24 protein-coding genes are annotated in these 25,822 nt (G+C 73.5%); 8 read left to right on the plus strand and 16 right to left on the minus strand.

Annotated features, from left to right (window positions below; all coding sequences use genetic code 11):
* Window positions 1-57 precede the first annotated feature (57 nt).
* Window positions 58-678 (plus strand): isopentenyl-diphosphate Delta-isomerase, encoded by a 621-nt coding sequence (gene idi, locus ACFVZH_RS06140; RefSeq protein ID WP_384893740.1) that lies wholly within the window; start codon window positions 58-60, stop codon window positions 676-678.
* Here idi and ACFVZH_RS06145 read toward each other — a convergent pair.
* Window positions 644-1,162, minus strand: coding sequence for an ATP-binding protein (locus ACFVZH_RS06145; protein ID WP_384894267.1), 519 nt, complete (start codon window positions 1,160-1,162; stop codon window positions 644-646). The two genes, idi and ACFVZH_RS06145, sit on opposite strands and share 35 nt — an antisense overlap.
* Window positions 1,163-1,469: 307 nt before the next feature.
* Here ACFVZH_RS06145 and ACFVZH_RS06150 point away from each other — a divergent pair, with 307 nt between their 5' ends.
* Window positions 1,470-2,213: an enoyl-CoA hydratase/isomerase family protein gene (locus ACFVZH_RS06150; RefSeq protein WP_384893742.1), complete on the plus strand. Its 744-nt coding sequence runs from the start codon at window positions 1,470-1,472 to the stop codon at window positions 2,211-2,213.
* A gap of 3 nt (window positions 2,214-2,216) precedes the next feature.
* Here the strand turns inward: ACFVZH_RS06150 and ACFVZH_RS06155 are convergent, their stop codons facing one another.
* Window positions 2,217-2,855 (minus strand): DJ-1/PfpI family protein, encoded by a 639-nt coding sequence (locus tag ACFVZH_RS06155; RefSeq protein ID WP_384893744.1) that lies wholly within the window; start codon window positions 2,853-2,855, stop codon window positions 2,217-2,219.
* Window positions 2,856-2,969: 114 nt separating this feature from the next.
* Window positions 2,970-3,941: a GlxA family transcriptional regulator gene (locus ACFVZH_RS06160; RefSeq protein ID WP_384893746.1), complete on the minus strand. Its 972-nt coding sequence runs from the start codon at window positions 3,939-3,941 to the stop codon at window positions 2,970-2,972.
* Window positions 3,942-4,066: 125 nt separating this feature from the next.
* Between ACFVZH_RS06160 and ACFVZH_RS06165 the strand changes: the two genes are divergently transcribed.
* Both ACFVZH_RS06165 and ACFVZH_RS06170 read left to right on the plus strand, forming a co-directional pair.
* Window positions 4,067-4,930, plus strand: a complete 864-nt coding sequence (locus tag ACFVZH_RS06165; RefSeq protein WP_384893748.1) for a hypothetical protein — start codon at window positions 4,067-4,069, stop codon at window positions 4,928-4,930.
* A gap of 107 nt (window positions 4,931-5,037) precedes the next feature.
* Window positions 5,038-7,470, plus strand: coding sequence for a Tex family protein (locus ACFVZH_RS06170; RefSeq protein ID WP_384893750.1), 2,433 nt, complete (start codon window positions 5,038-5,040; stop codon window positions 7,468-7,470).
* 239 nt (window positions 7,471-7,709) lie between these two features.
* Here the strand turns inward: ACFVZH_RS06170 and ACFVZH_RS06175 are convergent, their stop codons facing one another.
* Genes ACFVZH_RS06175 through ACFVZH_RS06190 form a run of 4 tightly spaced genes read right to left on the minus strand, consistent with a single transcriptional unit; the run spans window position 7,710 to window position 11,001 of the window.
* Window positions 7,710-8,111: a hypothetical protein gene (locus tag ACFVZH_RS06175; RefSeq protein ID WP_384893752.1), complete on the minus strand. Its 402-nt coding sequence runs from the start codon at window positions 8,109-8,111 to the stop codon at window positions 7,710-7,712.
* Entirely contained in the window at window positions 8,108-8,833 is a 726-nt protein-coding gene (locus tag ACFVZH_RS06180) for a 2-phosphosulfolactate phosphatase (RefSeq protein WP_384893754.1), read from the minus strand. Before ACFVZH_RS06180 ends, ACFVZH_RS06175 begins: the two co-directional genes overlap by 4 nt.
* A complete protein-coding gene (locus ACFVZH_RS06185; protein WP_384893756.1) occupies window positions 8,833-10,470 on the minus strand; it encodes an ABC-F family ATP-binding cassette domain-containing protein in 1,638 nt (545 codons plus the stop codon). Before ACFVZH_RS06185 ends, ACFVZH_RS06180 begins: the two co-directional genes overlap by 1 nt.
* Window positions 10,471-10,503: 33 nt before the next feature.
* Window positions 10,504-11,001: a hypothetical protein gene (locus ACFVZH_RS06190; RefSeq protein WP_384893758.1), complete on the minus strand. Its 498-nt coding sequence runs from the start codon at window positions 10,999-11,001 to the stop codon at window positions 10,504-10,506.
* Window positions 11,002-11,071: 70 nt separating this feature from the next.
* On the opposite strand from ACFVZH_RS06190, the gene ACFVZH_RS06195 reads away from it, so the two are divergent.
* On the plus strand, window positions 11,072-12,037 hold the full coding sequence (locus ACFVZH_RS06195; RefSeq protein ID WP_384893760.1) for an NAD(P)/FAD-dependent oxidoreductase: 966 nt from the start codon (window positions 11,072-11,074) through the stop codon (window positions 12,035-12,037).
* 107 nt (window positions 12,038-12,144) lie between these two features.
* Here ACFVZH_RS06195 and ACFVZH_RS06200 read toward each other — a convergent pair whose 3' ends face one another.
* The 3 genes from ACFVZH_RS06200 to ACFVZH_RS06210 form a co-directional block, all read right to left on the minus strand.
* Entirely contained in the window at window positions 12,145-12,447 is a 303-nt protein-coding gene (locus tag ACFVZH_RS06200; RefSeq protein WP_384893762.1) for a hypothetical protein, read from the minus strand.
* Window positions 12,448-12,565: 118 nt separating this feature from the next.
* Window positions 12,566-13,879 carry a M14 family metallocarboxypeptidase gene (locus ACFVZH_RS06205; protein WP_384893764.1) on the minus strand — a complete coding sequence of 438 codons (1,314 nt, stop codon included), beginning with the start codon at window positions 13,877-13,879 and terminating at the stop codon, window positions 12,566-12,568.
* Complete coding sequence (locus ACFVZH_RS06210; protein WP_384894269.1) at window positions 13,876-15,936, minus strand: Xaa-Pro dipeptidyl-peptidase; 2,061 nt, start codon at window positions 15,934-15,936, stop codon at window positions 13,876-13,878. Before ACFVZH_RS06210 ends, ACFVZH_RS06205 begins: the two co-directional genes overlap by 4 nt.
* A 218-nt stretch (window positions 15,937-16,154) precedes the next feature.
* Here ACFVZH_RS06210 and ACFVZH_RS06215 point away from each other — a divergent pair, with 218 nt between their 5' ends.
* Window positions 16,155-17,708: a M1 family metallopeptidase gene (locus ACFVZH_RS06215; RefSeq protein WP_384893766.1), complete on the plus strand. Its 1,554-nt coding sequence runs from the start codon at window positions 16,155-16,157 to the stop codon at window positions 17,706-17,708.
* A gap of 25 nt (window positions 17,709-17,733) precedes the next feature.
* Here the strand turns inward: ACFVZH_RS06215 and ACFVZH_RS06220 are convergent, their stop codons facing one another.
* Together ACFVZH_RS06220 and ACFVZH_RS06225 are read right to left on the minus strand one after the other, a co-directional pair.
* Window positions 17,734-18,615, minus strand: a complete 882-nt coding sequence (locus tag ACFVZH_RS06220; RefSeq protein WP_384893768.1) for an oxygenase MpaB family protein — start codon at window positions 18,613-18,615, stop codon at window positions 17,734-17,736.
* A gap of 118 nt (window positions 18,616-18,733) precedes the next feature.
* The gene (locus tag ACFVZH_RS06225; protein ID WP_384893770.1) at window positions 18,734-19,219 is read right to left on the minus strand and encodes a hypothetical protein; all 486 of its coding nucleotides are present in this window, start codon (window positions 19,217-19,219) and stop codon (window positions 18,734-18,736) included.
* 169 nt (window positions 19,220-19,388) lie between these two features.
* Between ACFVZH_RS06225 and sph the strand changes: the two genes are divergently transcribed.
* The gene (gene sph, locus ACFVZH_RS06230) at window positions 19,389-20,378 is read left to right on the plus strand and encodes a sphingomyelin phosphodiesterase (protein WP_384893772.1); all 990 of its coding nucleotides are present in this window, start codon (window positions 19,389-19,391) and stop codon (window positions 20,376-20,378) included.
* An 8-nt stretch (window positions 20,379-20,386) separates the two neighbouring features.
* Here the strand turns inward: sph and ACFVZH_RS06235 are convergent, their stop codons facing one another.
* Together ACFVZH_RS06235 and ACFVZH_RS06240 are read right to left on the minus strand one after the other, a co-directional pair.
* A complete protein-coding gene (locus tag ACFVZH_RS06235; RefSeq protein WP_384893774.1) occupies window positions 20,387-20,878 on the minus strand; it encodes a hypothetical protein in 492 nt (163 codons plus the stop codon).
* A 91-nt stretch (window positions 20,879-20,969) separates the two neighbouring features.
* Window positions 20,970-21,452, minus strand: coding sequence for a macro domain-containing protein (locus tag ACFVZH_RS06240; protein ID WP_384893776.1), 483 nt, complete (start codon window positions 21,450-21,452; stop codon window positions 20,970-20,972).
* Between the two features lie 124 nt (window positions 21,453-21,576).
* Between ACFVZH_RS06240 and ACFVZH_RS06245 the strand changes: the two genes are divergently transcribed.
* On the plus strand, window positions 21,577-22,314 hold the full coding sequence (locus tag ACFVZH_RS06245; RefSeq protein WP_384893778.1) for a MerR family transcriptional regulator: 738 nt from the start codon (window positions 21,577-21,579) through the stop codon (window positions 22,312-22,314).
* Between the two features lie 71 nt (window positions 22,315-22,385).
* On the opposite strand, the gene ACFVZH_RS06250 is transcribed toward ACFVZH_RS06245, so the two are convergent.
* Window positions 22,386-24,560 (minus strand): 3-hydroxyacyl-CoA dehydrogenase NAD-binding domain-containing protein, encoded by a 2,175-nt coding sequence (locus tag ACFVZH_RS06250; protein ID WP_384893780.1) that lies wholly within the window; start codon window positions 24,558-24,560, stop codon window positions 22,386-22,388.
* Window positions 24,561-24,598: 38 nt separating this feature from the next.
* The gene (locus ACFVZH_RS06255) at window positions 24,599-25,813 is read right to left on the minus strand and encodes an acetyl-CoA C-acetyltransferase (protein WP_384893782.1); all 1,215 of its coding nucleotides are present in this window, start codon (window positions 25,811-25,813) and stop codon (window positions 24,599-24,601) included.
* Window positions 25,814-25,822: the final 9 nt, after the last annotated feature.

The following is a 25,822-nucleotide window of genomic DNA, read 5'->3' on the forward strand; positions in this document are numbered from 1 at the left end:
TTTGTACGGCAGACTGTGGGAGCCCCACCGGGCCGAGGACCGAAGCGAAGGATGGGTATGCCGACCACACCAGCCACCGCGGCTCAGATCTCGCCGGAGATCATGTCGAACGGCGTCCAGCCGTCCGGAGCCCCGGCGCCGATCATGCTCGAACTGGTCGACGAGGAGGGGAGGACCATCGGCACGGCGGAGAAGCTCGCCGCCCACCAGGCGCCGGGTCAGCTCCACCGCGCCTTCTCCGTCTTCCTCTTCGACGAGGAGGGGCGGCTGCTGCTCCAGCGCCGGGCGCTCGGCAAGTACCACTCCCCCGGTGTCTGGTCGAACACCTGCTGCGGGCACCCCTACCCGGGCGAGGCGCCGTTCGCGGCGGCGGCCCGGCGGACCTTCGAGGAGCTCGGCGTCTCGCCGACGCTGCTCGCCGAGGCCGGCACGGTCCGCTACAACCACCCCGACCCCGCGTCGGGCCTGGTGGAGCAGGAGTTCAACCACCTCTTCGTCGGTCTCGTGCAGGCCGAACCCCGGCCGGACCCGGAGGAGATCGAGGACACCGCCTTCGTGACCGCCGCCGAGCTGACCGAGCGTCACGCCGCCGCGCCGTTCTCCGCCTGGTTCATGACGGTGCTCGACGCGGCGCGTCCGGCCGTCAGGGAGCTGACGGGTCCGTCCGGGGGCTGGTGACCGCCGGCAGGGTGACGACTCCCGGCCCCGGTGCCATCGGGGCCAGGGGCAGCGCCGCCCAGATGATCTTGCCGCCGCCCGCGGTGTGCTCGACGTCGCAGGCACCGCCGGCCTCCTGGGCGATCTCCCGGACCAGCAGCAGCCCGCGGCCGCCGGTCTGCCCGTAGTCCGCCTCAAGGGCCTTGGGGCGGTACGGGTGGTTGTCCTCGACGGACACCCGGATCCACTCGGGGCCGATGGCCACCTCCACCGCTATCTCCGGGGACAGCAGCGCCGCGTGCCGCACGGCGTTGGTGACCAGCTCGGAGACGATCAGCAGCAGGCCGTCCATGATCTCCTCGTGGAGGGGGACGCCCTGACGGACCAGCAGGTCGCGTACGGCGTGCCGGGCCTGCGGGACGGAGACGTCGACCGCGGCCGCGGTGAAGCGCCAGACTCCTTCGAAGGACGGTTGCCGGGTGGGGACGCCTCCGTGGGTGTCCACGGTCCCGTTCCCACCCTCGTGCTCGATTCTCGCCACGGATCGAGTCTTGGCAATCCGCGCGGGCAGACCGACCTACTGACCAGAAGTCGACACTTATCGGCCATCTTCCGATCGGCCGAGTATGCCAAAGTCAGTTGTTCGACCGCTCTTGCACGCTTTCTGACGACTCCGGAGGCGTGCCGGTCCCCGGCACCGAGCCACGCCGTCGACCGGCCGGAAGAGCCCGGCGGCCGGGGAGAGCGGCGAGGCCGTCCGGTCGACCCCCTTCCTGATCGTACGTTCGGGTCCGGTCGGTAGCATCCGGCCCATGGAGCCGCAGCTGAAGGACACCGTCAGGGACGGCATCGCCACCGTCGTCATCGCCAACCCCGCCAAGCGCAACGCGATGAGCGCCGGCATGTGGCGCGCCCTGCCCGGTGTCCTGGAGCGGCTCGCCGCCGACCCGGCCGTCCGGGTGCTCGTCCTCACCGGCGAAGGCGACACCTTCTGCGCCGGCGCCGACATCTCGACGCTGCGGGAGCCCGGGGACGAGCAGCAGACGCTCGCGGTACGGGCCGAGGACGCCCTCGCCGCCTTCCCCAAGCCGACTCTGGCGGCGGTCCGGGGCTTCTGCGTCGGAGGCGGCAGCCAGCTCGCCGCCGCCTGTGACCTGCGGTTCGCCGAGGAGGGCAGCCGCTTCGGGATCACGCCCTCGAAGCTCGGCATCGTCTACTCGTCCTCGTCGACCCGCCGGCTCACCGCGCTCGTGGGCCCGTCGACCGCCAAGTACCTGCTGTTCTCCGGCGAACTGATCGACGCGGAACGGGCGCTGCGGACCGGCTTCGTGGACGAGCTCCACCCGGCGGGCGAACTGGACAAGCGGGTGGCCGATTTCGTACGGGTCCTCGCCTCGCGGTCCCTGCTCACCCAGACGGCGGCCAAGGAGTTCGCCGACGGACGCCTCGACCGGGACGCGCACTGGGCGGAGCAGGCGCGCGGCAGCGGCGACACCGCGGAGGGGGTCGCCGCCTTCCTGGAGCGCCGCCCGCCCCGCTTCACGTACGGGCTCTGAGGCTCAGCCCTCCCGCACCGGCACCTTCCCGCCGCGCCAGTGCGCGACGATCTCGGCCGGGGCCTTCTCCGGGGAGCCCGCGTCGTACGGCGGCTGCGGGTCGTACTCGGTGAGCAGCTGGATCGTCTGGGCGACCTCGTCGCCGGCGATCCGGCCGAGCAGGTGCAGCGCCATGTCGATGCCGGACGAGACGCCGGCGGCGGTGACGTACTTGCCGTCGAAGACGACCCGCTCGCCGGTGGGCTCGACTCCCTGGGCCCGCAGTTCGTCGAAGGCGAGCCAGTGCGTGGTCGCCCGGCGTCCTTCGAGCAGGCCGGCGGCGGCGAGGATCAGCGAGCCGGTGCAGACCGACGTGGTCCAGGTGCTGGTGGCGTCGGCGGTACGCAGCCAGTCCAGGATCTCCGGGTCGCCCATGGCCACCCGCGCGTCGGGCCCGCCGGGGACGAGGACGATGTCCGGGCGCGGCACCTCGGCGAGGGTCTTGTCGGCGACCAGGGCCAGGCTGCCCTGGTCGTTGCGGACCGGGCCGGCCTCCTTGGCCACGAAGACGGTGTCGGCTCCGGGGAGGCGGGCGAGGAGCTCGTAGGGCCCGACGGCGTCGAGGGTGGTGAAGCGCTCGTAGAGCAGGACGGCGATCTGCATGGTGATCCCTCTCGGTGGTGTGGTCGTTCGTCGTGGAGTCGTCCGCGGTGGAGTCGTCCGTCGTGAGTCGTCCGTGGTGGGGGCGGGTCGGGTGAGGCGGCGGAGGCCGACGGGTCAGCCGAGAACGGTGTGGAAACGGCGGCGGTACTCGGCCGGGCCGGTGCCCAGCGCCTTCAGGAAGGCGCGGCGCATGGCCTCGGGGGTGCCGTAGCCGGAGGCGCGGGCGACCTCCTCGACGCCGCGCGAGGTGTCCTCCAGGAGGCGGCGGGCGTGTTCGAGCCGGACCCGGTCGACATAGCGGCCCGGCGGCGTGCCGGTCTCCGCGTGGAACGCGCGGGCGAAGTGGCGGGGCGACAGCCGGGCGCGGGCGGCGAGCGCCCCGACGGAGAGGTCCGCGTCGGGATGCTCGGTGATCCAGTGCTGGAGGTCCCGCAGCGGCTCGCTGCGCGCGGTCTGGGCGGACAGCTGGGCGCTGAACTGGGCCTGGTTGCCGGGGCGGCGCAGGAAGACGACCAGGTGGCGGGCGACCGTCAGGGCCGTGTCCCGGCCGAGGTCCTCCTCGACGAGGGCGAGGGCCAGGTCGATGCCCGCCGTGACGCCGGCGGAGGTGGAGAGCCGGCCGTCCCGGACGAAGATCGGGTCCGGGTCGACGTCGACCTCCGGAAAGCAGCGGGCGAGGTGGTCGCAGGCGATCCAGTGGGTCGTGGCCCGGTGCCCGTCGAGGAGCCCGGCCTCGGCGAGCAGCAGCGCCCCGGTGCAGACGGAGACCAGACGTGCGGCGTGCGGGGCGTGGGCGCGCAGCCAGTCGATCAGGGCCGGATCGGGCGCCCGGGTGCCCTCGCCGCCGGGGACGACGAGGGTGTGCGGCGGGCCGTCGGCGACCGCCGCCTCGAGGGTGGTGTCGGGGAGCAGGCGCAGCCCGCTGTGCGTACGGACGGGGCCGCCGTCCAGGGAGGCCGTCCGGATCGGGTACGCGGCCGGGTCCCCCGCGGCGCGGCCGGCACCGGCGAACACCTCGACGGGGCCGGTGACGTCGAGGCTCTGCACGCCGTCGAAGAGGACGACGAGTACGGGTCGCTGCGTCATGCCTCCATCCTTCGCGGGACCCGCGGCGTCCGCAACGACGGGGAACCCACCTTTCCTGCCATCGGCCGGAGCGGGACGGGTACGGCCGTTCCCGTCGTACCGACCAGTCGGTAACGTTCGGGTGCATGACGACTGCACTGCCTCCGCGCGCCGGACGCCGCTGCCACAACGCCCTCAACCCGCTGCACTCCACGCTCTACTTCTCGCCCGACCTCGACCGCGAGTTCACCGCCCTCGGCTTCACCGACCAGAGCGCGATGCGGCTCGCCGCCCGGAGCGCCGCCCTCGGCGCCGTCGGCGCGGGCACGGTCGCCGCGACCTTCTACAACTACAACCACGAGCTGCTCGCCCGGCACCTGCCCGCCGTCTGGGAGACCGCCTCCCCCGCCGACGTCCTGGACGCGCGGCTGCGCACCGCGGACGCGACCCTGCGCCGGCTGCTCGGCGACGCCGCCACCTCCCCGGAGATGACCGAGGCCGCCGGGCTCGCGCTGCGCGCCACCGAGGCGTGCACCCGGCATGCCCGGCCGCTCTACTCGGCCCACGCGGACCTGCCGGTGCCCGAGGAGCCCCACCTCGCCTACTGGTACGCCGCCACCCTGCTGCGCGAGCACCGGGGCGACGGCCACCTCACGGCCCTGCTCTCCGCCGGTCTCGACCCCGTCGAGGCCCTCGCCTCGCACACCGCCACCGGCAAGGGCATGGCCCCGCGCTGGGTCCTCGGCTCGCGCGGCTGGCGGCGCGCCGACTGGGACGCGGCGGTGGAACGGCTGCGCGAGCGCGGGCTGCTGGACGCCGACGGCGAGCTGACCGAGGCCGGCACCGCCCTCCGCGCCGAGCTGGAGGAGCACACCGACCGGCTGGACTCGGCCCCGTACGAGCACCTCGGGGCGGCCGGTGTGGAGCGCCTGACCGAGCTGGGGCGCGGCTTCCTGTTCGCCGCGGCCGCCGCGGGCGCCTTCCCCGCGGACCTCACCGGCAAGGGGTGACGACAGGTCCGGCGAACCGCCGGGACGGGTCGGTTACCGCGTCCGGGTGACCGACCCGGCACAATGCACTCGCAAGCTTGAGGCACGAGAAGGCGAGTCGGGACACCGTGACGACGTCCATCGAAGCAAGGATCGCCGAGGAGCTCGGCGTACGCGAGCGACAGGTGAAGGCAGCCGTCGAGCTCCTCGACGGCGGTTCGACCGTGCCGTTCATCGCGCGCTACCGCAAGGAAGCGACCGAGACGCTCGACGACGCGCAGCTGCGCACCCTGGAGGAGCGACTGCGCTATCTGCGCGAACTGGAGGACCGCCGCTCGGCGATCCTCGAATCGGTACGCGAGCAGGGCAAGCTGACCGCGGAGGTCGAGGCCGACATCCGGGCCGCGGACACCAAGGCGCGCCTGGAGGACATCTACCTGCCCTTCAAGCCGAAGCGCCGGACGAAGGCCCAGATCGCCCGCGAGGCCGGCCTCGCGCCGCTCGCCGAGGGGCTGCTCGCCGACCCGTCCGTCGAGCCCGCGGCCGCCGCCGCGGCCTTCGTGGACGGGGACAAGGGCGTCGCGGACGCCGCCGCGGCCCTGGAGGGCGCGCGGTCGATCCTCGCCGAGAAGTTCTCCGAGGACGCCGACCTCATCGGCGAGCTGCGCGAGCGCATGTGGGGCCGCGGCCGACTGGTCGCCAAGGTCCGCGACGGCCGGGAGGAGGCGGGAGCCAAGTTCGCCGACTACTTCGACTTCGCCGAGCCGTTCACGGCGCTGCCCTCGCACCGGGTGCTCGCCATGCTGCGCGGCGAGAAGGAGGACGTGCTCAGCCTGGACCTGGAGCCGGAGGAGCCCACCGAGGGACCCTCCTCGTACGAGGGGATCGTCGCCGGCCGCTTCGGGGTCGCCGACCGGGGCCGCCCCGGTGACAAGTGGCTCCAGGACACGGTCCGCTGGTCCTGGCGGACCCGCATCCTCGTCCACCTCGGGATCGACCTGCGCCTGCGGCTGCGGACGGCGGCCGAGGACGAGGCGGTCCGGGTCTTCGCGGCGAACCTGCGCGACCTGCTGCTCGCCGCGCCGGCCGGCACCCGCACGACGCTCGGCCTCGACCCCGGTTTCCGTACCGGTGTGAAGGTCGCCGTCGTCGACGCGACCGGCAAGGTCGTGGCCACCGACACGATCTACCCGCACGTCCCCGCCAACAAGTGGGACCAGGCGCTCGACCGGCTCGCGCGGCTCGCCAAGGAGCACGCGGTCGAGCTGGTCGCGATCGGCAACGGCACGGCCTCTCGCGAGACCGACAAGCTGGCGGGTGAACTCCTGTCCAAGCACCCCGAGTTGAAGCTGACCAAGGTGATGGTCTCGGAGGCGGGCGCGTCGGTCTACTCGGCCTCCGCCTTCGCCTCGCAGGAACTCCCCGAGCTCGACGTGTCGTTGCGCGGCGCCGTCTCCATCGCGCGTCGCCTCCAGGACCCGCTGGCCGAGCTGGTGAAGATCGACCCGAAGTCCATCGGCGTCGGCCAGTACCAGCACGACCTGGCCGAGGGGAAGCTCTCCCGCTCGCTCGACGCCGTGGTCGAGGACTGCGTGAACGGCGTCGGCGTCGACGTCAACACCGCCTCCGCGCCGCTCCTTTCGCGGGTGTCCGGCATCAGCGCCGGTCTCGCCGAGAACATCGTCACCCACCGGGACGGCAACGGCCCGTTCCGCTCCCGCCGGGCGCTCAAGGACGTGGCCAGGCTCGGTCCGAAGGCGTACGAGCAGTGCGCCGGCTTCCTGCGCATCCGGGGCGGCGACGACCCGCTCGACTCCTCGTCGGTGCACCCCGAGGCGTACCCCGTCGTGCGCCGCATGGTGAAGGCGACCGGCGGCGAGGTCGCCGCGCTGATCGGTGACACCGGCACGCTGCGCTCGCTGCGCGCGGACGACTTCGTCGACGACACCTTCGGTCTGCCCACCGTCACCGACATCCTCCGCGAGCTGGAGAAGCCCGGACGCGACCCGCGGCCCGCGTTCAGGACGGCCACCTTCAAGGACGGCGTCGAGAAGATCGGCGACCTGGGCTCCGGGATGGTCCTGGAGGGTGTCGTCACCAACGTGGCGGCCTTCGGGGCGTTCGTGGACATCGGTGTGCACCAGGACGGCCTGGTCCACGTCTCCGCGATGTCGAAGACCTTCGTCAAGGACCCGCGCGACGTCGTGAAGCCCGGCGACGTCGTCAAGGTGAAGGTCCTGGACATCGACATCCCGCGCAAGCGGATCTCGCTCACCCTCCGCCTCGACGACGAGCCGGGCGCGGACGCGACCGGCGGCGCGCCCAAGCGCGAGCGGGGTGAGCGCGGTGACCGCGCCGAGCGGGGCGACCGTTCCGGCCGGCCGCCGCAGCAGCGCCAGGGCGGCGGCGGACGCCGTGCCGAACGCGGGGACCGTACCGAACGGGGCGGTGGCGGCGCCGCTCGGGACCGTTCCGCGGCTCCGGCCCCCTCCAACAGCGCGATGGCCGACGCCCTCCGCAAGGCGGGCCTGCTGGGCGAGGGCGGCGGCAAGCGCCGCTAGGACGGACGTACGGCCGGGGCGTCCAGGCGGACGCCCCGGCGGTACACGGGGAAGCGTGCGGCGCCAGGACGCCCCGGCGGTACGCGGAGGACACCCGGCCGGAGGCGCCAGGACGCCCGGCGCCGGGCGGAGCAGGCGCGGCCGGACGTACCAGAACGACGGCCGGGCGCCCTGGCACGCCCGGCGGTACGCGGGGAAGCGTGCGGCGGACGCTTCGGGGTGCGGCGGTGTTCCGGGTGTTACGGGAGGAAGCGCATGGCCCAGTCGGCGCGGTGGGCGACGGAGAGGTCGTCGTCGTCGGTGAGGGGCTGGAGCAGCTCGCGGGCCGCCTTGGGGTCCGCCTGGACGAGCTCGACGATCTCGGCGGCCAGGCCGTCCTGGTCGTCGCCGAGATCGACGGCCGAGGCGCGGATCAGGGTCGGCAGGGCCTCCGGGCCGCCGATGGCGGCGAGGACGCCGCCGAGGAGCTCACGGGCGTAGGCGTTCCGGTCCGCGAGGGCGCGGTCCAGCTCCGACTGCAGGCGCGGCAGGAGCCCGGCGTCGCCCGAGGCCGCGATCTCGTCGGCGAGGTCGATCGTCTCGTCGACGTCCGCGTCCAGATCGTCCAGCATCTCGGTCAGCCGGGTCAGTAGGTCGGTCATGCTGCTGCCTCCTGGAAAGCGCCGTCCACGAGAACGGGAACGGTCGTCGAGCTGTCGGTCTCGGCGGCCACGGCCACGTCCTGCGGATAGCCGTACTCGTACAGTTCACGGCCCGAGTCGCAGCCGTGCAAGGCGGCGACCGGGTCCTCCGTCGCCGACCACAGCGTCGCCGCCGCGGTCGCCTCCGGGGTCATGGTGTTCGTGCCCCCGAGGGCCGAGAGCACCGCTCCCGCGCCCAGCAGGTCCTCCAGCGCCGGGCGCAGCGAGCCGTCGGGCCACCGCTCGCCGGAGGCGACGACCGCCAGCGGGCGCTCCGCCGTGCCGTACCCGCGGTCCGTGAGCCAGCGGGCGACGGCGGTGCGGTTGCGCAGGGAGGCGGCGACGACGGTCGCGCCGCCGGCCTCGGCCGCGATCGTGGAGCCGTTCGGGGACGGCAGGACCAGCCGTGCGGGGACCGGGGCGGCCCGCAGGGCGGCCGGGGACAGCGACCAGGGGTGCTCGGGTGTCGCCTCGCGGCGGCCGACGGCGAGGGTCGCCCCGACACGGGCCGCGTAGGCGGCGGCCGAGGCGTCCCGCCACCGGTAGGGGTGGACGGCCGCGCCGGCCTCGACGGCGACACCGACGGCGGTGGTGAACGACAGCACGTCGACCACGACCACGCAGGCGGCCGCCGGGGCGAGGGCCCGCGCCTCGACGGGCCCCCAGCCGAACGCGACCGTCATCAGAGTTCGGTCACCTTGCCGTCGGCGACCTCGATGCGGCGGTTGGTACGGACGGCGTCGAGCATGCGCCGGTCGTGGGTGACGAGGAGCAGGGTGCCGGTGTACGAGTCGAGGGCCGACTCCAGCTGCTCGATGGCCGGCAGGTCGAGGTGGTTGGTCGGCTCGTCGAGGACGAGCAGGTTCACGCCCCGGCCCTGGAGGAGGGCGAGTGCGGCGCGGGTCCGCTCGCCCGGGGAGAGCGTGGTCGCCGGGCGCAGCACGTGCTCGGCCTTGAGGCCGAACTTGGCGAGCAGCGTCCGGACCTCGGCGGGCTCGGTGTCGGGCACGGCCGCGCAGAACGCCTCGAGGAGCTTCTCGGTGCCGTGGAACAGCTTGCGGGCCTGGTCGACCTCGCCGACGACGACGCCCGAGCCGAGGACGGTGTCCCCGGAGTCCAGCGGGAGACGGCCGAGCAGGGCGGCGAGCAGGGTCGACTTCCCGGCGCCGTTGGCACCGGTGACCGCGACCCGGTCCGCCCAGTCGATCTGGAGGGTCACGGGGCCGAAGGAGAAGTCGCCGCGGCGGACCTCCGCCTCGCGCAGGGTCGCCACGACCGAGCCGGAGCGCGGTGCGGAGGCGATCTCCATGCGCAGCTCCCACTCCTTGCGGGGCTCGTCGACGACGTCGAGACGTTCGATCATGCGCTGGGTCTGGCGGGCCTTGGCGGCCTGCTTCTCGCTGGCCTCGCTGCGGGCGTTGCGGCCGAGCTTGTCGCCGTCGGTGGCCTTGCGGCGGGCGTTCTTGACGCCCTTGTCCATCCAGGAGCGCTGCATGTGGCCGCGCGCCTCCAGGGCGGCCTTCTTGCCCGCGTACTCCTCGAAGTCCTCGCGCGCGTGGCGCCGGGCGGTGTCCCGCTCGTCGAGGTAGGCGTCGTAGCCGCCGCCGTACAGGGTGATCTGCTGCTGGGCCAGGTCGAGCTCGAGGACCTTGGTGACGGTGCGGGTGAGGAACTCGCGGTCGTGGCTGATGACGACCGTCCCCGCGCGCAGCCCCTTCACGAACGCCTCCAGGCGCTCCAGGCCGTCGAGGTCGAGGTCGTTGGTGGGCTCGTCGAGGAGGAAGACGTCGTAGCGCGAGAGGAGGAGCGAGGCGAGGCCGGCGCGGGCGGCCTGGCCGCCGGAGAGCGAGGTCATCGGCTGGTCGAGGCCGACGGTCAGACCGAGGGAGTCGGCGACCTCGTCGGCGCGCTCGTCGAGGTCCGCGCCGCCGAGGTTCAGCCAGCGCTCCAGGGTGACCGAGTACGCGTCGTCGGCGCCGGGCGTGCCGTCGACGAGGCCCTGGGTGGCCTCGTCCATGGCGGCCTGGGCGGCGGCGACGCCGGTACGCCGGGCGAGGAACTCGCGCACGGTCTCGCCGTCGCGCCGCTCCGGCTCCTGCGGGAGGTGCCCGACGGCCGCGGTGGGCGGCGAGAGCCGCAGCTCGCCCTCCTCCGGCGTGTCCAGCCCGGCGAGCAGCCGCAGCAGCGTCGACTTGCCGGCGCCGTTGACGCCGACGAGGCCGATGACGTCGCCGGGGGCGACGACCAGGTCGAGCCCGGCGAAGAGGGTGCGTTCGCCGTGGCCGGCGGCGAGGTCCTTGGCGACGAGGGTTGCAGTCATCAGGGGATGAATCTTACGGGGGCGTCCGCCCGGTCACGCCGCCCGAGGGGTCCGCACCGCCGCGGCCCCGTCCGCGAGGACGTCGGCCGGCCCGCCGGGCGCTTCCCCGAGCAGCCGGTGGAGGACCGCGCGGTACACGGCGCCGGGGAAGCGGTACGGGCCGACGCCGGGATAGACGTCCCGCTCCGGGTCGACGGCGGGGCCGGTCTGCCAGGCCAGGTCGCGCCAGACGACGTCCTCGCCGACCCTCTCGACGACGGCCGTGACGGCTCCGCAGCCGGGATCCTCGCAGCCGGGGCAGGAGTGGATCACCCGGCGGGTGCCGTCGGCGCGCAGGAGGCGGCGGGCGTCCGCGGCGCGGACGGTCGGCGGCAGGTCCGCCGCGAGCGGCGAGACGGCGTCGACGCCGTCGACCTCGTCGAGCCGGTGGAGCAGCGCCCGGCCGTCGACGAGGAAGTCGTGGCGCGGGGCGGGGTCACCGTCGGGACGGGCGGCGCCGACGAGGTCGAGGGAGGTGTACGGGACCGGCATACGTCGAGTATTTCCGCCTTCCGTGGCCGCCCCGTCCCGGAAATGTCCCGGTCCCGGTACGGTCCGGGCCATGGAGAGCGATGTGAACGACGTGATCGTGGTGGGCGGCGGCGTCATCGGTCTGACGACGGCGGTGACACTGGCCGAGCGCGGACTCCGGGTGCGGGTCTGGTCCCGGGACGACGTCACGGCGACGACCTCGGCCGTGGCGGGCGCCCTGTGGTGGCCGTACCGGATCGAGCCGGCCGTCGAGGCCGGTGCCTGGGCCCTCGCCTCCCTGCGCGTGTACGGGGAGCTGGCCGCCGATCCGGAACGGACGGGCGTGCGCTGGGTGCCGGGGATCCACGCGGACACGGACATGGACGGTCTCGGCCCCTGGGCGAGGCAGGTGCCGGGTCTGCGGCGGCTGTCCGCCGGCCAGGTTCCGGGGCCGTACGGCGCGGGCCTGGCGGCGCGGCTGCCGCTGATCGACATGCCGGTCCATCTGGCCTGGCTCCGGGACCGGTTCGAGGCCGCGGGCGGGCGCTTCGAGCGGCGCGCGGTCACCGGCTTCGACGAAGCGGCGGCACGGGCCCGGGTCGTCGTCGACTGCACCGGCTCCGCCGCGCGTGAACTCGTACCGGATGCCCGGCTGCGGCCGGTGCGGGGCCAGTTGGTCCTGGTCGAGAACCCGGGGATCGACGAGTGGTTCACGGCCGCCGACGCCGGGTCCAGCGAGACGACGTACTTCTTCCCGCAGCCGGGCCGGCTGGTGCTCGGCGGGACGGCCGAGGAGGGCGACGAGCGCCTCACCCCCGACCCCGCGACCGCCGCCGCGATCGTGGCCCGGTGCGCACGGGTCCGCCCGGAGATCGCGGGGGCCCGTGTCCTCGGCCACCGCGTCGGACTGCGCCCCGCGCGCGCGGGCGGCGTACGGATCGAGGCGGTACCGCTGCCCGGCGGCGGACGCCTGGTGCACCACTACGGGCACGGCGGCGCCGGGGTGACCGTCGCCTGGGGCTGCGCGGAGCGCGCGGCGGAGCTGGCCTGCGGCTGACGGGCGACGGAGCCGGCCCGGTCGGGGCGGCTCCGGCCGGCCGGGGCGGCGGGACAGCAGCACGGCGGTCGGCCTCCTCGGGGAGGGCGACCGCCGTGCGGGGCCCGCTACTTCCAGAGCGGCGGCTTGCTGTTCTCGTCGGCGTCGGCGCACTGGCGGGCGCGCCGGTCGAGGGCGTCGGCGTGGGCGAGGGCCTTGCGGGCCTCGGCGGTGGCGCCGAGGCGCTTGAGCTGGGCGGCGCGGGCGCGCTCCTTGTGGGCGTCGGCGCGGAGCTTGCCGATGTTGCAGGTGATGGTGCCGGCGGCCGCGGGTTCGGCGGTCGCGGTCTGCCCGAGCAGCACGCCCCCGGCGAGCAGCGTCGTGGCGAGCAGGGCCGTGAGGGCACGGCGTGCGGGCTTGATGTGGCGCATGGTGGTTCTCCAACTCCGGGGCCGTGGGGACCCGTTCGAGGCATGGTCAGTACCAGCAGGTAACTTTACCTCGGCAAACATCCGGATCACGCCACGGCCGCCCTGGGTCACCCGATCGTCAACACCCCTCCACAGGACTCCCACTGACGAGGCGATAGGTGGCGCGCGGGTCCAGGAGGAGTGGGACGAGGGCGCGTCCGGACTGCCTCAGCGGCACGAACACCCCTGTCCCGTCCGGGCGGACGGTGATCCCGTGCAGGTCGAGCTCGTCTCCCACCTCGGCGTACTGGGCGGCGTCCAGGCGGTAGCCGCACGGCGGATCGGCGAGGATCTCGGCGGGCTCGGCCGGGTCGTTGTCGGCTCCGCCGAGGTACACGGGGCCCCGGTCGGCGAAGCCGGTGAACCGGGCGGCGGCGGTCGCCGCGGTGAGCGGCCCCCGTCGCTCCTTCACGTAGGCGAAGGCGCCCTTGAGCGCGGCGTGCTGGGTGGAGACGCGCCGCCGGTGGTTGCGGGCCGTGTCGTGCTCCTCGGCGTCGTCGAGCGCGTCGACCCGGGTCTCGACGAGCAGTCCGACCGCGTGCTTGATCCCGGCCGTGTTGCGCAGGATCCGTTCCTGCCCGTCGCCCGCGACCTGTCTGACCGGTTCGCCGGTGACGGGGTCGGTCCAGACGCCGTAGATGCCGCTGCTGTACCCGGCGAGTCCGGCGGTGGGCCGGACATAGGACTCCGAGAGCGTCCGGGACTCGTCGTGGACCCGTGCGTCGGTGTCGAGGCTGCGGGGCCAGAGGGCGAGCAGGTCCTTGTCGTAGTACCGGGGGGTGGCGCCGTACTCGTGCAGGTCGTAGACGAGTTCGGGCCGCCGGTCGCGGATGACGGCGGCGAGGGCCCGCGCCTCGGCGGTCCGCAGCGCGATGTGGTCGCGGTTGATGTCGATGCCGGCCCCGTTGCCCCGGGTGTCGGCCTCCCGGCCGTCGGGGTTGGCCGTGGGGACGACGAGGAGGGTCGTACGGGCCAGGAGGTCACGGGTGTCCCGGTCCTCGGCGAACGCGAGGTCGCGCACCGTGCTCAGGCATGCCTCGCGGCCGGCGGGTTCGTCGCCGTGCTGGCTGCAGACGAGCAGCACCGTGGGACCGCCCCGGCCGGTGCCGAGGGTGAGGAGCCGGAGCGGACGGCCTTGTGCGGTGGTGCCGATCACGCGCAGCGACACGCGGTCGCTCGCCCGGTCGACGGCCGCGAGGAAGTCCCGCTCCTCGGCCTCGCCGGTCCAGCGGGCTCCCCGGCTCGTCTCGAAGCCGGTCCGCGGCGGCGCCGGGGCGGGCACGCCGTCCGCCGCCTTGGCGGGCACCGTCACGAGCGGCAGGCCGAGGGCGGCGGCCCCCGCCACGAGGGCGAGGGCGCGCCGCGAACTCCGGTACGCGCGACGGAGCCTCACCGGCCGGCTCCCGCCGCGGGCAGCCTGGGTCCGATGACGGCGGCCGGCGGCACGGAGCCGCTCAGGGACGGCACGGCGGCGGGCTGCGACGGCAGGGCCGGGGCCGCTCCCGTGGTGGCCCGAACGAACGCGCCCGGCCCGCCGACGAGAGGCAGCTTCGCCCAGGTGCGGGCGAGGTCCAGGGTGAGGGTGGGCGTCGTCGACGGCGGGTCGAGCAGGTCCCTGTCGGTGCCGCCGACGATCAGGGCGAGGCGGTGTCCGGCCGGGACGACGTGATCGGTGGCGGCGAGGTCCAGGGTGAGGGTGTACGCCCTGCCGGGGGTCAGCGGGCGTTCCCGGCCGGGGTCGGCCCAGGTGCCGAGGTCGGCCCAGCCGCGGCTGACGACCGTGAGTCCGACGTCCGCGGTACGGGCCGCGGTCTCCTTGAAGCAGGCGCTGTCACCGGGGGTGCTCGCGCCCCAGCAGGTGCGGTCCGCGAGGGTGGTGATGCCCTCGCCCGCCGCCCCATAGTCGCGGATCGTGTCCGGGCCGAGGTCGACGAGGACGGCGGACAGGTGCGCCGTGGAAGTGGTCGGGGTGGCGGTGACCGTCACCGTCGAGGATCCGGAGATCCGCAGGTCCCGGGAGAGCGGGCGGGTGACGAATCCGGCCTTCTCGGGGGTCGCGGAGTCGATCCGGGCCGCCCAGTCCAGCTCGCCGAGGCCCGGGTCGTCGGTGAAGGTCGCGGTGGAACCGGGGGCGGCGGGCGCGCGGCCGAGGATTCCGGGGCCGGCGGCGGTGCCGGGCGCGGGGCGCAGGGTGGTGGTCGTGGCGGCCCGCGGCGGCCACTGGCGGTCGGTGGTCCAGTGGTCGGGGGCGCGCTCGATGTCGGCGACCGGTTCGCGGTCGATGCCGTTGTCGTAGCCGAGCAGGTAGTGGTCGAACCAGCGGTGGAGGGTGCGGACCCAGTCGGCGCGCCGGAAGTCGAAGGGGTCGACGTGGCCGGTCTGCGAGAGCCAGATCTTCCGCTCGACGCCGTGCGCGGCGAGCGCGTCCCACCACTGGCCGAACTGGTTGGCGCGGACGTTGAGGTCCTGCAGGCCGTGGACGACGAAGACGCTGGCCTTCACCTTGCCGGCGTCCTTCACGTGGTCGCGCTCGCTCCAGGCCGGGGTCCGGTCGCCGCTGTACGGGGTGGCGGCGGCGATCCGCTCCTGCACGGCGCCGCAGCGGGCCTGCGCCTCGGGGCTGTTGACGTACTCGGAGAGCCAGCTCGGGTTGGCGTTGTAGAGCGGGGCGCCCTGGGAGTGGAAGTAGTCGTACCAGGAGGAGATGGCGCCGATCGGCACGATCGTCCGCAGCCCTTCGACCCCGGTGGCGGCGACGCCGTTGGCGATGGTGCCGTCCCAGCTCTTGCCGATCATGCCGACGTCGCCGGTGCTCCAGCCGGTGGCGCGGGCCGGGGCGGTGCCGGTGCGGGTCGTGTAGCCGCGGGCGCGGCCGTTGAGCCAGTCGACGACGGCCTTGGCGGACCGGACGTCGGAGCGGCCGCCGACGTCGTCGCAGCCGTCGGAGCGGCTGGTGCCCGCGAGGTCGACGGCGGCGAAGGCGTAGCCGCGCGGGACGAAGTAGTTGTCGTAGAAGAGCGGGAGCTGTACGGGGCGGCCGTCGGCGTCGTACGTCTTCTTCTGACCCTCGTTGCCGCGGCCGCAGCAGGCGTAGTACGGGCTGGCGTCCATGATGACCGGGATCTTCCGGCCGGCCGCGGCGGTCTCCCGGGGGCGGACGATGTCGACGGCGACCCGGTCGCCGCGGCCGTCGCCGTCGCCGTCGAGTCCGGTGTCGACCCAGACGGACTCGCGGACGGCGTCGACGTACGAGTAGACGGGCCGGGACTCGCGGCCGGAGGAGGCCGCGGGCGCGAGGGACCGCGTGGACGGTCCGGCGGGCGCGGCCGGTACGGCGGGGTCCGGCTGCGCGCCGGCCGGGGTGACCAGGGTCGCGAACAGGGCGGCCGTGGCCGCGGCGACGAGGGGTCCGTACGACAGTCGGGCTCCGCGGGTTCTCCGCTTTCGCATCGGCATGGGCCGGAACGTACCCCGGTCAACTCCCGCGCAAAAGAGTGCCGGAGGGAATCCAGCGGGATTCGGGTGGCGGAGGGTTCATGTCGGCCGAATGGCGATCGTGTGACAGGGGATCCACGAGGCGTGACGGTGCGTCGGGGCGCTGCCTAGGGTCGTCGGAAAGGACCGACGCCCACCCTCGCGTCGTACGTTTCTTACGACTTGGAGCACCCGTGCACCGCAGAATCATCGTTCCGAGCGCCCTCGCGGCCTCCCTGCTGCTGGCGATCCCGGCATCGGCGGCCGACTTCGTCCCCGGCGCCCCGGGCATCGGCGACTCCTACTACCCCGCCAGCGGCAACGGCGGTTACGACGTCTCCCATTACGACCTGCGGCTGAAGTACCAGCCCGCGACGGACCTGCTGGAGGGCACGGCGACGATCCTCGCCACCACGCAGCAGAACCTGTCCCGGTTCAACCTCGACCTCGGCCTGAAGGTCTCCGAGGTCCGGGTCAACGGCCGGCTCGCGAAGTTCACCGCCTCGGGCGACCACGAGCTGGAGGTCACCCCGGCCGCCCCGCTCGCGAAGAACACGCCGGTCACGGTGGTCGTCCGCTACGCGGGCAAGCCCTCCGAGTTCACGATCGACGGATGGTCGGCCTGGGCCCGGACGCCGGACGGCGCCGTCGCCGCGCAGGAGCCGGATTCGGCCGTCTGGTGGTTCCCGTCCAACGACCACCCGCGGGACAAGGCCACCTTCGACGTCTCCGTCTCGGTGCCGGACGGTCTCCAGGCCATCAGCAACGGCGTGCTGCAGTCGCAGTCCTCGCGGCTGGGCTGGACCCGCTACAACTGGCGCTCCAACAAGCCGCAGGCGACCTATCTCGCCACGCTGGCCGTCGGCAGGTTCGACATCACGACCGACCGGACGGCGAACGGGCTGCCGGTCCTCAACGCCTACAGCAAGGACCTCGGCGACAACGCGGGCGCGGCACGCGCCTCGGTCGAGCGCACCACCGAGGTCGCCGAGTGGCTGGAGTCGGTCTTCGGGCCGTACCCCTTCAACGCCCTCGGCGGTTACGTGCCGAACGTGACCAGCGGTTTCGCCCTGGAGACGCAGACCCGGCCGTTCTACAGCCCGCGGCAGTTCGCCAACGGCGCGAACGTGTCGGTGGTCGTCCACGAGCTGGCGCACCAGTGGTACGGCGACAGCGTGTCCGTCCGCGACTGGAAGGACATCTGGGTCAACGAGGGCTTCGCCCGCTACAGCCAGTGGCTCTGGTCGGAGAAGGAGGGCGAGGGCACGGCGCAGGAGCTGGCGGACTACGTGTACGCCGCGCGGCCGGCCGAGGACCCGTTCTGGACGGTCAAGCCGGGTGACCCCGGTGCGGAGAACCAGTTCCACGGCGCCGTCTACGACCGGGGCGCGCTCGCCCTCCAGGCGCTGCGCAACGAGATCGGCGACGAGGACTTCTTCGCGATCCTGAAGGGCTGGCCGCAGGAGTTCGCCTACGGCAACGCGCGGGTCGCCGACTTCGTGCGGTACGCGGAGCGCGTCTCCGGCAAGCCGCTGGCCGGACTCTTCGACACCTGGCTCTACCAGCCGTCGAAGCCGTCCGCGCCGACCGCGGCCGTGTCCGGTGCGACGGCCCGCTTGGCCGCGCCGTCCGCCGCCGCTGCGTCCGGCACGTCCGGGAAGGCCGGCCGGGCGGCGAAGCCCGCGCAGCCGAAGTCGTGGAAGAAGATCGCGGCGACGAACACGATCCACGAGCACGACGGCCGCTGAGCCGCGCCGTGCCCGGGGCCGTCCGTCAGCGCCGTGCGCTGCGGGCGGCCTCGCGTGCCTTCCGGGCCAGCGGCAGATAGCGGAGCCGCTCGGGCAGGACGGGAACCACGGCCCGGACGACCCGGGCGAGCCGGCGCAGGGTGCGTTCCTGCGCGTCCGTCCACTCCAGGCCGATGGCCTCCCTGGCGTCCGGCGGCATCATGCCGACGGTCAGGAAGGCGCGCAGCCGCAGGAAGGGGCGCCGCAGCACGGGCCACAGGAGCCGGAGGACGAAGCGCACCGGCAGCGGGCCCCGGTCCGGCGGGGGCAGCGGCAGGTCGGTGTCGAGCAGCTCCCGCACGACGGTGGTGGCCTCGATCTCCTCGGCGAGGACTTTCCGGTAGTAGGGCCAGAACGCCTCGACGGTCTGCGGCATGTCCCGGTCGTGGATGCCGAGGATCCGGCCGACCTGGAGCCACTCGGCGTACAGCTGCCGCTCCTGCGCCTCGGTGAGGGGGCGGACGAGGAGGCGGAGCCCGTGCCGGTAGACGGGGAAGCCGGTGGCGTGCACCCAGGAGTAGTAGGCCGGGGTGAGGGCGTGGTAGCGGCGGCCGTGCGCGTCGGTGCCCTGGATGGTCCGGTGCAGCTCCCGGAGCCGGCGGCCCTCCCGGGCGGCTTCCTCGCCGCCGTAGATCCACAGCTGGACCGAGCGCAGGGAGCGCTCGCCCCGGCCCCAGGGGTCGGTCCGGAAGACGGAGTGATCGTCGACACCGGCGCCGATCGCGGGGTGGGCGACCTGCAGGGCGAGGGCGGCGGGCAGCATCAGCAGCGCCCGGACGTCGCCGGCGACGGTCCACAGCACCCCGCCGACGGGCGGCGGCACCGGGTCGTCGGCCGGGGTCCGGTCGGGGCTCGTCCCACGCGGCATGGTCTTCTCCTCCACTGTTCCAGGCTGCCACCCTCTCCTACCCGGTGCCGCCCACGACGAAGGGGCCGCCGCCCGGGCTCTCACGGCCCGGGCGACGGCCCCTCTGCGATGGGTGCGGTCAGCCGCGGTCGGCGCCGACCGGCTCGCCGACGATACGGGCGGCGAGGGCGTGGGCCCAGGCGTCGACGTCCGCGGTGAGCTCGCGCTCGGCGGCGGCGCGCTCGGCGGCGATCTTCTCCACACCGGCGGCGACGATCACGTCACGCTCGGCGTTGCCCTCGGCGCGGGCGGCGGCGATGGCGGCCGAGCCCTCCTCGGTGGCCTTGGAGCGGATGCGGGCGGCCTCGTGGCGGGCCTCGGCGAGCTCCGCCTCGTACTGGGCGCGGATCTTGGCGGCCTCGGCACGGAGGTCGTCGGCGCGGTCGGTGCCGCCCTCGATGGCGTCGTCACGCTCGTCGAGCGTGCGCTTGATCTTCGGGAGGATGGCCTTCGCCATGATGAGGAAGGTGAGTCCGAACAACACCAGGCCGAGGATGAGCTCGGCCCAGACCGGGTTGAGCGGACCGAGGTCCATCTTGAAGACAGTGGAGTTCGCGAGGGTCATGCGCGCATTCTACCTGGTTCAAACAAGGACAATTCCGACACCGGACCGAGAGTTGGCGTGATCGTGCTTGCACGGCAAGATTCCCGGCACCCAAAGGCTACCGGAAGGTAACCACGGCTGATTGTATGTGCGCGCCAGTCCAACCCCCCACGTCCCCATGGGAGTTCACGTGTCGTTCGCCGCGTTCCGCCGCGCCCCCGGCGCCGCCCTGTCCCTCGCGCTCGCCGCGGCCACCCTGGCCGCCGCCGCCCCCGCCGCGACCGCGTCCTCCGCGACCGCCGCCGAGGCCCCGCGACTCAAGGTGCTCACCTACAACACCTTCCTCTTCTCCAAGACGCTCTACCCGAACTGGGGACAGGACCACCGGGCCAAGGCGATCCCCGCCGCCTCCTTCTTCCAGGGGCAGGACGTCGTCGTGCTCCAGGAGACCTTCGACAACTCCGCCTCCGACGCCCTCAAGGCCAACGCCGCCGCGCAGTACCCGCACCAGACCCCCGTCGTCGGCCGCAGCAAGAGCGGCTGGGACGCCACCGGCGGCGCCTACTCCACGACCACGCCCGAGGACGGCGGCGTGACGATCCTCAGCAAGTGGCCGATCGTCCGCAAGGAGCAGTACGTCTACAAGGACGCCTGCGGCGCCGACTGGTACTCGAACAAGGGCTTCGCCTACACCGTCCTGGACGTCGCCGACAGCCGGGTCCACGTCGTCGGCACCCACGCCCAGTCCACCGACCCGGGCTGCTCGGCGGGCGAGGCCGCGCAGATGCGCAGCCGCCAGTTCAAGGCCATCGACGCCTTCCTCGACGCGAAGAACATCCCTGCGAACGAGCAGGTGATCGTCGCCGGCGACATGAACGTCGACTCGCACACCCCCGAGTACGGCACCATGCTCGCCGACGCGGGCCTGGCGGGGGCCGACGCCCGCACCGGCCACCCGTACTCCTTCGACACCGAGCTGAACTCCATCGCCTCCGAGCGCTACCCGGACGACCCGCGCGAGGACCTCGACTACGTCCTCTACCGCGCCGGAAACGCCCGCCCCGCCGGCTGGACCAACCACGTGGTCCTGGAGCAGAGCGCCCCCTGGACGGTCTCCAGCTGGGGCACGCGCTACACGTACACCAACCTCAGCGACCACTACCCGGTCACCGGCTTCTGAGCCCCGGCTCAGACCCCGGTCCCGCCGAACACGCTGTAGAGCCAGGCACCGAGCACCGCGACGACGCAGAGCAGGACGAACCAGGAGCCCGGGCTCGTGTGCCGCTCCCTCCGGGGGCGGCGGCCGGGGCGGACGGCACCCGCCGCCCGCCCCGGCTTCTCCTTCCGGCCCCGCTTCCCCGCGCCGCCCGACCCCGGAGCCGGCTCGGCCGCCGCCGCGACGTCGGCCAGCAGCCGCCGGCAGACCGTCGCCAGCTCCGCCGTCCCCACCGTCAGGTCGACGACCACCTCCGTCCGCGCCGGCGCCGTCGTCCCCCCGTCCAGGATCCGGCCCGCCCTCAGCAGCGCCCGGTCCTTCCCCCCGGTCGGCGCCAGGCTGATCCACCGCCGGACGTGATCGCCCCTGATCACCACGCCACCGCCCCGCTCCCGGTACACGGTGTGCTCCCGCCACAACGTCCCGGCCAACTCCACGGCCGTCTCCCTGAGTTGCGCGTACATCCCTCTCCCCGTTCCCTTCCCCACCTTCGAACAGCCGCCGACTCTAGCCCCCGCCACCGGCCGCCCCCACCACCCCCCGCACCCCCGCCCCTTACGCGCCGAAGTCGTACACCGTGACCGGTATCCCCCGCTCCACCAGCCGCCGCACGATCAACGGCTCGACCCTCCCCCACGAACCCCCCGCCAGCCCGCACCCGATACGCGGCATGTGCACGGACGCCCCCAACGCGACCGCCTCCTCCGCGAGCAGCCCGAGGGCCGCGTCGATCGCCTCGTACCGCACGGGCGCGCCGGTACTGCGCGCCGTGCGTATCCCGCGCTGCCCCACCAGGTTGGCCACCCAGACGTACGGCTCGACCTTCACGAACTGGGCCGCGCCCAGGCCGAAGTCGTTCCGCGCGCGCTCGCGGTGCCACCGTCGGAACGCGGCCTCGGGCTCCGGCCAGCGGCGGGAGACCGCGAGGACGAAGCCCCGTCCCCAGCCCCCGAGGTCGTTGCAGACGTGCGCGATGATCTTGACGCCCTTGGCGTGCGGGGCGGTCGCGTCCCCCCGGACGTACGTGATCCCGTTCATGACGATCACGCTACGGGGTGCCACTGACAGTGTCGGTGGTCTTTTACAGGGGTGGTGAGACAGCAATACTGTTCAAGTGACCCGGACCGGCGGGTCGGTGGTTCGGGGAAGCGAGGCGGCTCGGATGGGCGTGGGGAGTGGTGGGGAGGGCGGGCCCAGCTACACGGTGGACGAGCTGGCGGCGCGGGCCGGGGTGACGGTGCGGACGGTGCGGTTCTACGGGACGCGGGGGCTGCTGCCGCCGCCGGTGATCGGGGCCCGGAGGGTCGGGCACTACGGGCCGGAGCATCTGTCGCGGCTGGCGTTGATCGAGGAGCTGCAGCGGCAGGGCATGACGCTGGCGGCGATCGAGAGGTACCTGGAGCAGTTGCCGCCGGACCTCAGCGCGCAGGATCTGGCGGTCCACCGGGCGCTCGTGGCCTCGTGGGCGCCCGAGTCGGCCGAGACGATCACGCGGCGGGAGCTGGAGCGGCGTGCCGGGCGGGAGCTGACCGGGCGGGACGTCGAGCGGCTGGCCGCGATGGGGGTGCTCGACCGGACGGACGACGCCGACACCTTCCGCCTCGACGGCTCGCTGCTGCGGCTCGGTGTGGAGCTGCTCGACGTGCCGATCGACCACGAGACGATCCTGGCCTCGCGGACCGTACTCCTGGAGCACGCGCGCGCTGCGGCGCAGGAGCTCTCCCGCCTCTTCCGGGACGAGGTGTGGAGCCCGTACCGGGAGAGCGGGGAGGACCCGGACCACCTGAGCGCGATGAAGTCGCTCTCGGCGCACATGCAGCCGATGGTGGTCCAGGCCCTCCTCACGGCCTTCCAGCGCTCGCTGAGCGAGGAGCTGAGGACGGCGTTCAGGAGCCCGTAGGACGGGCCGGGAGCCGGTGGGCTTGGAGCGACAGCCCGTGGGCCCACGGGCTGTCCGACGGTCGGGTTCGGTCAGGCGTCGGTGAAGACCTCGCCGCGTTCGGCCTTGGCGACCAGGAGGGCGGGCGGGGCGAAGCGCTCGCCGTAGGTCTCGGCCAGCTCGCGCGCGCGGGCTACGAAGCCGGGCAGGCCGCCCTCGTAGCCGTTGACGTACTGGAGGATGCCGCCCGTCCAGGCCGGGAAGCCGATGCCCATGATGGAGCCGATGTTGGCGTCGGCGACCGAGGTGAGGACGCCCTCCTCCAGGAGGCGGACGGTGTCGAGGGCCTCGGAGAACAGCATCCGCTCCTGCATGTCACGGAAGGGGATCTCGTACCCGGGCTTGGCGAAGTGCTCGCGCAGGCCCGTCCAGAGCTTGCCGCGCTTGCCGTCCTCGCCGTACTCGTAGAAGCCGGCGCCGCCGCTGCGGCCGGTGCGGCCGAACTCGTCGACCATCCGGTCGATGACGGCCTCGCCCGGGTGGGTGACCCAGGTGCCGCCGGCCTCCTCGATCGCGCGCCTGGTCTCGTTGCGGATCTTGCGCGGCAGGGTGAGGGTCAGCTCGTCCATGAGGGAGAGGACCTTCGCCGGGTACCCGGCCTGGGCGGCGGCCTGCTCGATCGACGCGGGCTCGATGCCCTCGCCGACCATCGCGACGCCCTCGTTGATGAAGTGGCCGATCACCCGGGAGGTGAAGAAGCCGCGCGAGTCGTTGACGACGATCGGGGTCTTGTTGATCTGCCGGACCAGGTCGAAGGCGCGGGCCAGTGCCTCGTCGCCGGTCCGCTCGCCCCTGATGATCTCGACGAGCGGCATCTTGTCGACCGGCGAGAAGAAGTGCAGGCCGATGAAGTCGCCCTGCCGCTCGACGCCCTCGGCGAGGACGGAGATCGGCAGGGTCGAGGTGTTGGAGCAGAGCAGCGCGTCGGGCGCGACGACGTGCTGGATCTCCTGGAAGACCTTGTGCTTGAGCGCGGTGTCCTCGAAGACCGCCTCGATGACCGCGTCGCAGTCGGCCAGGTCGGCCACGTCGCCGGTCGGGGTGATCCGGGCGAGGAGGGCGTCGGCCTTCTCCTGGGTGGTGCGGCCGCGGGAGACGGCCTTGGCGCAGAGCTTCTCGGAGTACGCCTTGCCCTTCGCGGCGGACTCGGCGGAGACGTCCTTCAGGACGACCTCGATGCCGGCGCGGGCGCAGGAGTAGGCGATGCCGGCGCCCATCATGCCGGCGCCGAGGACGGCGACCTTGCGGACGGGGCGCTTCGGCACGTCCTTCGGACGGCTCGCGCCCGAGTTCACCGCCTGGAGGTCGAAGAAGAACGCCTGGATCATGTTCTTCGCGGTCTGGCCGATGACCAGCTCGGTGAAGTAGCGGCTCTCGATGGTCAGCGCGGTCTCGAAGTCGACCTGGGAGCCCTCGACGGCGGCGGCCAGGATGGCGCGGGGCGCCGGGTAGGGCGCGCCGTTCAGCTGCTTGCGCAGGTTGGCCGGGAAGGCCGGGAGGTTGGCGGCGAACTTCGGGTTCGACGGGGTGCCGCCGGGGATCCGGTGGCCGGGCACGTCCCAGGGCTGGCGGGATTCGGGGTGCGCGTCGATGAAGGCGATGGCCTTGGCCATCATCTCCTCGGGGGTGGCGGCGACCTCGTGGACGAGGCCGTTGTCCAGGGCGCGCCGCGGGTTGTACTGGGTGCCCTGGAGCAGCACCTTGAGCAGGGCGTCGGTGATGCCCATGAGGCGCACGGTGCGGGCGACGCCGCCACCGCCCGGGAGGAGGCCGAGGGTGACCTCGGGGAGGCCGATCTTGGAACCGGGCGCGTCGAGGGCGACGCGGTGGTGGGAGGCGAGCGCGATCTCGTAGCCGCCGCCGAGGGCGGCGCCGTTGATCGCGGCGACGACGGGCTTGCCGAGGGTCTCGATGCGCCGCAGGGCGTTCTTGATCTCGATGGCGGAGTCGAAGATGTCCCGGGCGTGCTCGGGGCCCGCCTTGATCATGTCCTTGAGGTCGCCGCCGGCGAAGAAGGTCTTCTTCGCGGAGGTGTAGATGATGCCGCGGATGGAGTCCTTCTCGGCCTCCACGCGGTCGGCGATCGCCTTGACGGAGGCCCGGAACGCCTGGTTCATGGTGTTGGCGGACTGGTCGGGGTCGTCGAGGACGAGGGTGACGATCCCGGTCGCGTCCTGCTCCCAGCGGATGGTGGTGCTCTCGCTCATGGCTCTGCTTCTCCGTAAGAGGGGTTCGGACGGGACGGTCAGACGCGCTCGATGACGGTGGCGATGCCCATGCCGCCGCCCACGCAGAGGGTGGCGAGGCCGTAGCGCTTGTCCTGGCGCTCCAGCTCGTCGACGAGGGTGCCGAGGATCATCGCGCCGGTGGCGCCGAGCGGGTGGCCGAGCGCGATGGCGCCGCCGTTGACGTTGACCTTGTCCAGGGTGGTGCCCATGTCCTTGACGAAGCGCAGGACGACGGCGGCGAACGCCTCGTTGATCTCGATCAGGTCGATGTCGTCGATGGTGAGGCCGGCCTTGGCGAGGGCCTTGCGGGTGGCCGGGGCGGGGCCGGTGAGCATGATGGTCGGCTCGGATCCGGAGACGGCGGCCGAGACGATCCGGGCGCGCGGGGTCAGACCGTACCGCTCGCCGACCGCCTTGGAGCCGATGGCGACGAGGGAGGAGCCGTCGACGATGCCGGAGGAGTTGCCGGCGTGGTGGACGTGGTCGATCTCCTCGATCCAGTGGTACTTCTGCAGCGCGACCGCGTCGAAGCCGCCGAGCTCGCCGATGTCGGCGAAGGAGGGCTTGAGGCGGGCGAGGGAGTCGGCGGTGGTGCCGGGGCGCATGTGCTCGTCGTGGTCGAGGACGACGAGGCCGCTGCGGTCCACGACGGACACGACGGAGCGGTCGAAGCGCCCGTCCTTCCAGGCCGCGGCGGCGCGCTCCTGGGAGAGCTCGGCGTACTCGTCGACGTCGCGGCGGGTGAAGCCCTCGATGGTGGCGATGAGGTCGGCGCCGATGCCCTGGGGGACGAAGTTGGTCTCCAGGTTGGTCATCGGGTCGGCGAACCAGGCGCCGCCGTCGGAGGCCATCGGCACGCGGGACATCGACTCGACGCCGCCGGCGAGGACGAGGTCCTCCCAGCCGGAGCGGACCTTCATGGCGGCCATGTTGACCGCTTCGAGCCCGGAGGCGCAGAAGCGGTTCTCCTGGACTCCGGCGACGGTGTCGGGCAGGCCGGCGGCGATGGCCGCGATCCGGGCGATGTCGGAGCCCTGGTCGCCGACGGGGCCGACGACGCCGAGGACGATGTCGTCGATGGCGGCCGGGTCGAGCCCGGGGTTGCGGGTCTGGATCTCGCGGATGAGTCCGACGACCAGGTCGATGGGCTTGGTGCCGTGCAGGGAGCCATTTGCCTTGCCGCGTCCGCGCGGGGTGCGGATCGCGTCGTACACGTACGCTTCGGTGCTCACGGGAAGCCT

This window comes from Streptomyces sp. NPDC059534, from assembly GCF_042743475.1.
Taxonomy (GTDB): domain Bacteria; phylum Actinomycetota; class Actinomycetes; order Streptomycetales; family Streptomycetaceae; genus Streptomyces.

Bases quoted from the DNA above. Each gene is read 5' to 3' on its own strand.
- ACFVZH_RS06175 (WP_384893752.1), bottom strand. From the start codon at position 8,111: ATGACCGACCTACTGACCCGGCTGACCGAGATGCTGGACGATCTGGAC.
- ACFVZH_RS06180 (WP_384893754.1), bottom strand. From the start codon at position 8,833: ATGACGGTCGCGTTCGGCTGGGGGCCCGTCGAGGCGCGGGCCCTCGCC.
- ACFVZH_RS06165 (WP_384893748.1), top strand. From the start codon at position 4,067: ATGACGACTGCACTGCCTCCGCGCGCCGGACGCCGCTGCCACAACGCC.
- idi (WP_384893740.1), top strand. From the start codon at position 58: ATGCCGACCACACCAGCCACCGCGGCTCAGATCTCGCCGGAGATCATG.
- ACFVZH_RS06155 (WP_384893744.1), bottom strand. From the start codon at position 2,855: ATGCAGATCGCCGTCCTGCTCTACGAGCGCTTCACCACCCTCGACGCC.
- ACFVZH_RS06235 (WP_384893774.1), bottom strand. From the start codon at position 20,878: ATGTACGCGCAACTCAGGGAGACGGCCGTGGAGTTGGCCGGGACGTTG.
- ACFVZH_RS06200 (WP_384893762.1), bottom strand. From the start codon at position 12,447: ATGCGCCACATCAAGCCCGCACGCCGTGCCCTCACGGCCCTGCTCGCC.
- ACFVZH_RS06250 (WP_384893780.1), bottom strand. From the start codon at position 24,560: ATGAGCGAGAGCACCACCATCCGCTGGGAGCAGGACGCGACCGGGATC.
- ACFVZH_RS06185 (WP_384893756.1), bottom strand. From the start codon at position 10,470: ATGACTGCAACCCTCGTCGCCAAGGACCTCGCCGCCGGCCACGGCGAA.
- ACFVZH_RS06160 (WP_384893746.1), bottom strand. From the start codon at position 3,941: ATGACGCAGCGACCCGTACTCGTCGTCCTCTTCGACGGCGTGCAGAGC.
- ACFVZH_RS06225 (WP_384893770.1), bottom strand. From the start codon at position 19,219: ATGACCCTCGCGAACTCCACTGTCTTCAAGATGGACCTCGGTCCGCTC.
- ACFVZH_RS06245 (WP_384893778.1), top strand. From the start codon at position 21,577: ATGGGCGTGGGGAGTGGTGGGGAGGGCGGGCCCAGCTACACGGTGGAC.
- ACFVZH_RS06220 (WP_384893768.1), bottom strand. From the start codon at position 18,615: ATGCCGCGTGGGACGAGCCCCGACCGGACCCCGGCCGACGACCCGGTG.
- ACFVZH_RS06150 (WP_384893742.1), top strand. From the start codon at position 1,470: ATGGAGCCGCAGCTGAAGGACACCGTCAGGGACGGCATCGCCACCGTC.
- ACFVZH_RS06195 (WP_384893760.1), top strand. From the start codon at position 11,072: ATGGAGAGCGATGTGAACGACGTGATCGTGGTGGGCGGCGGCGTCATC.
- ACFVZH_RS06190 (WP_384893758.1), bottom strand. From the start codon at position 11,001: ATGCCGGTCCCGTACACCTCCCTCGACCTCGTCGGCGCCGCCCGTCCC.
- ACFVZH_RS06240 (WP_384893776.1), bottom strand. From the start codon at position 21,452: ATGAACGGGATCACGTACGTCCGGGGGGACGCGACCGCCCCGCACGCC.
- ACFVZH_RS06210 (WP_384894269.1), bottom strand. From the start codon at position 15,936: ATGCGAAAGCGGAGAACCCGCGGAGCCCGACTGTCGTACGGACCCCTC.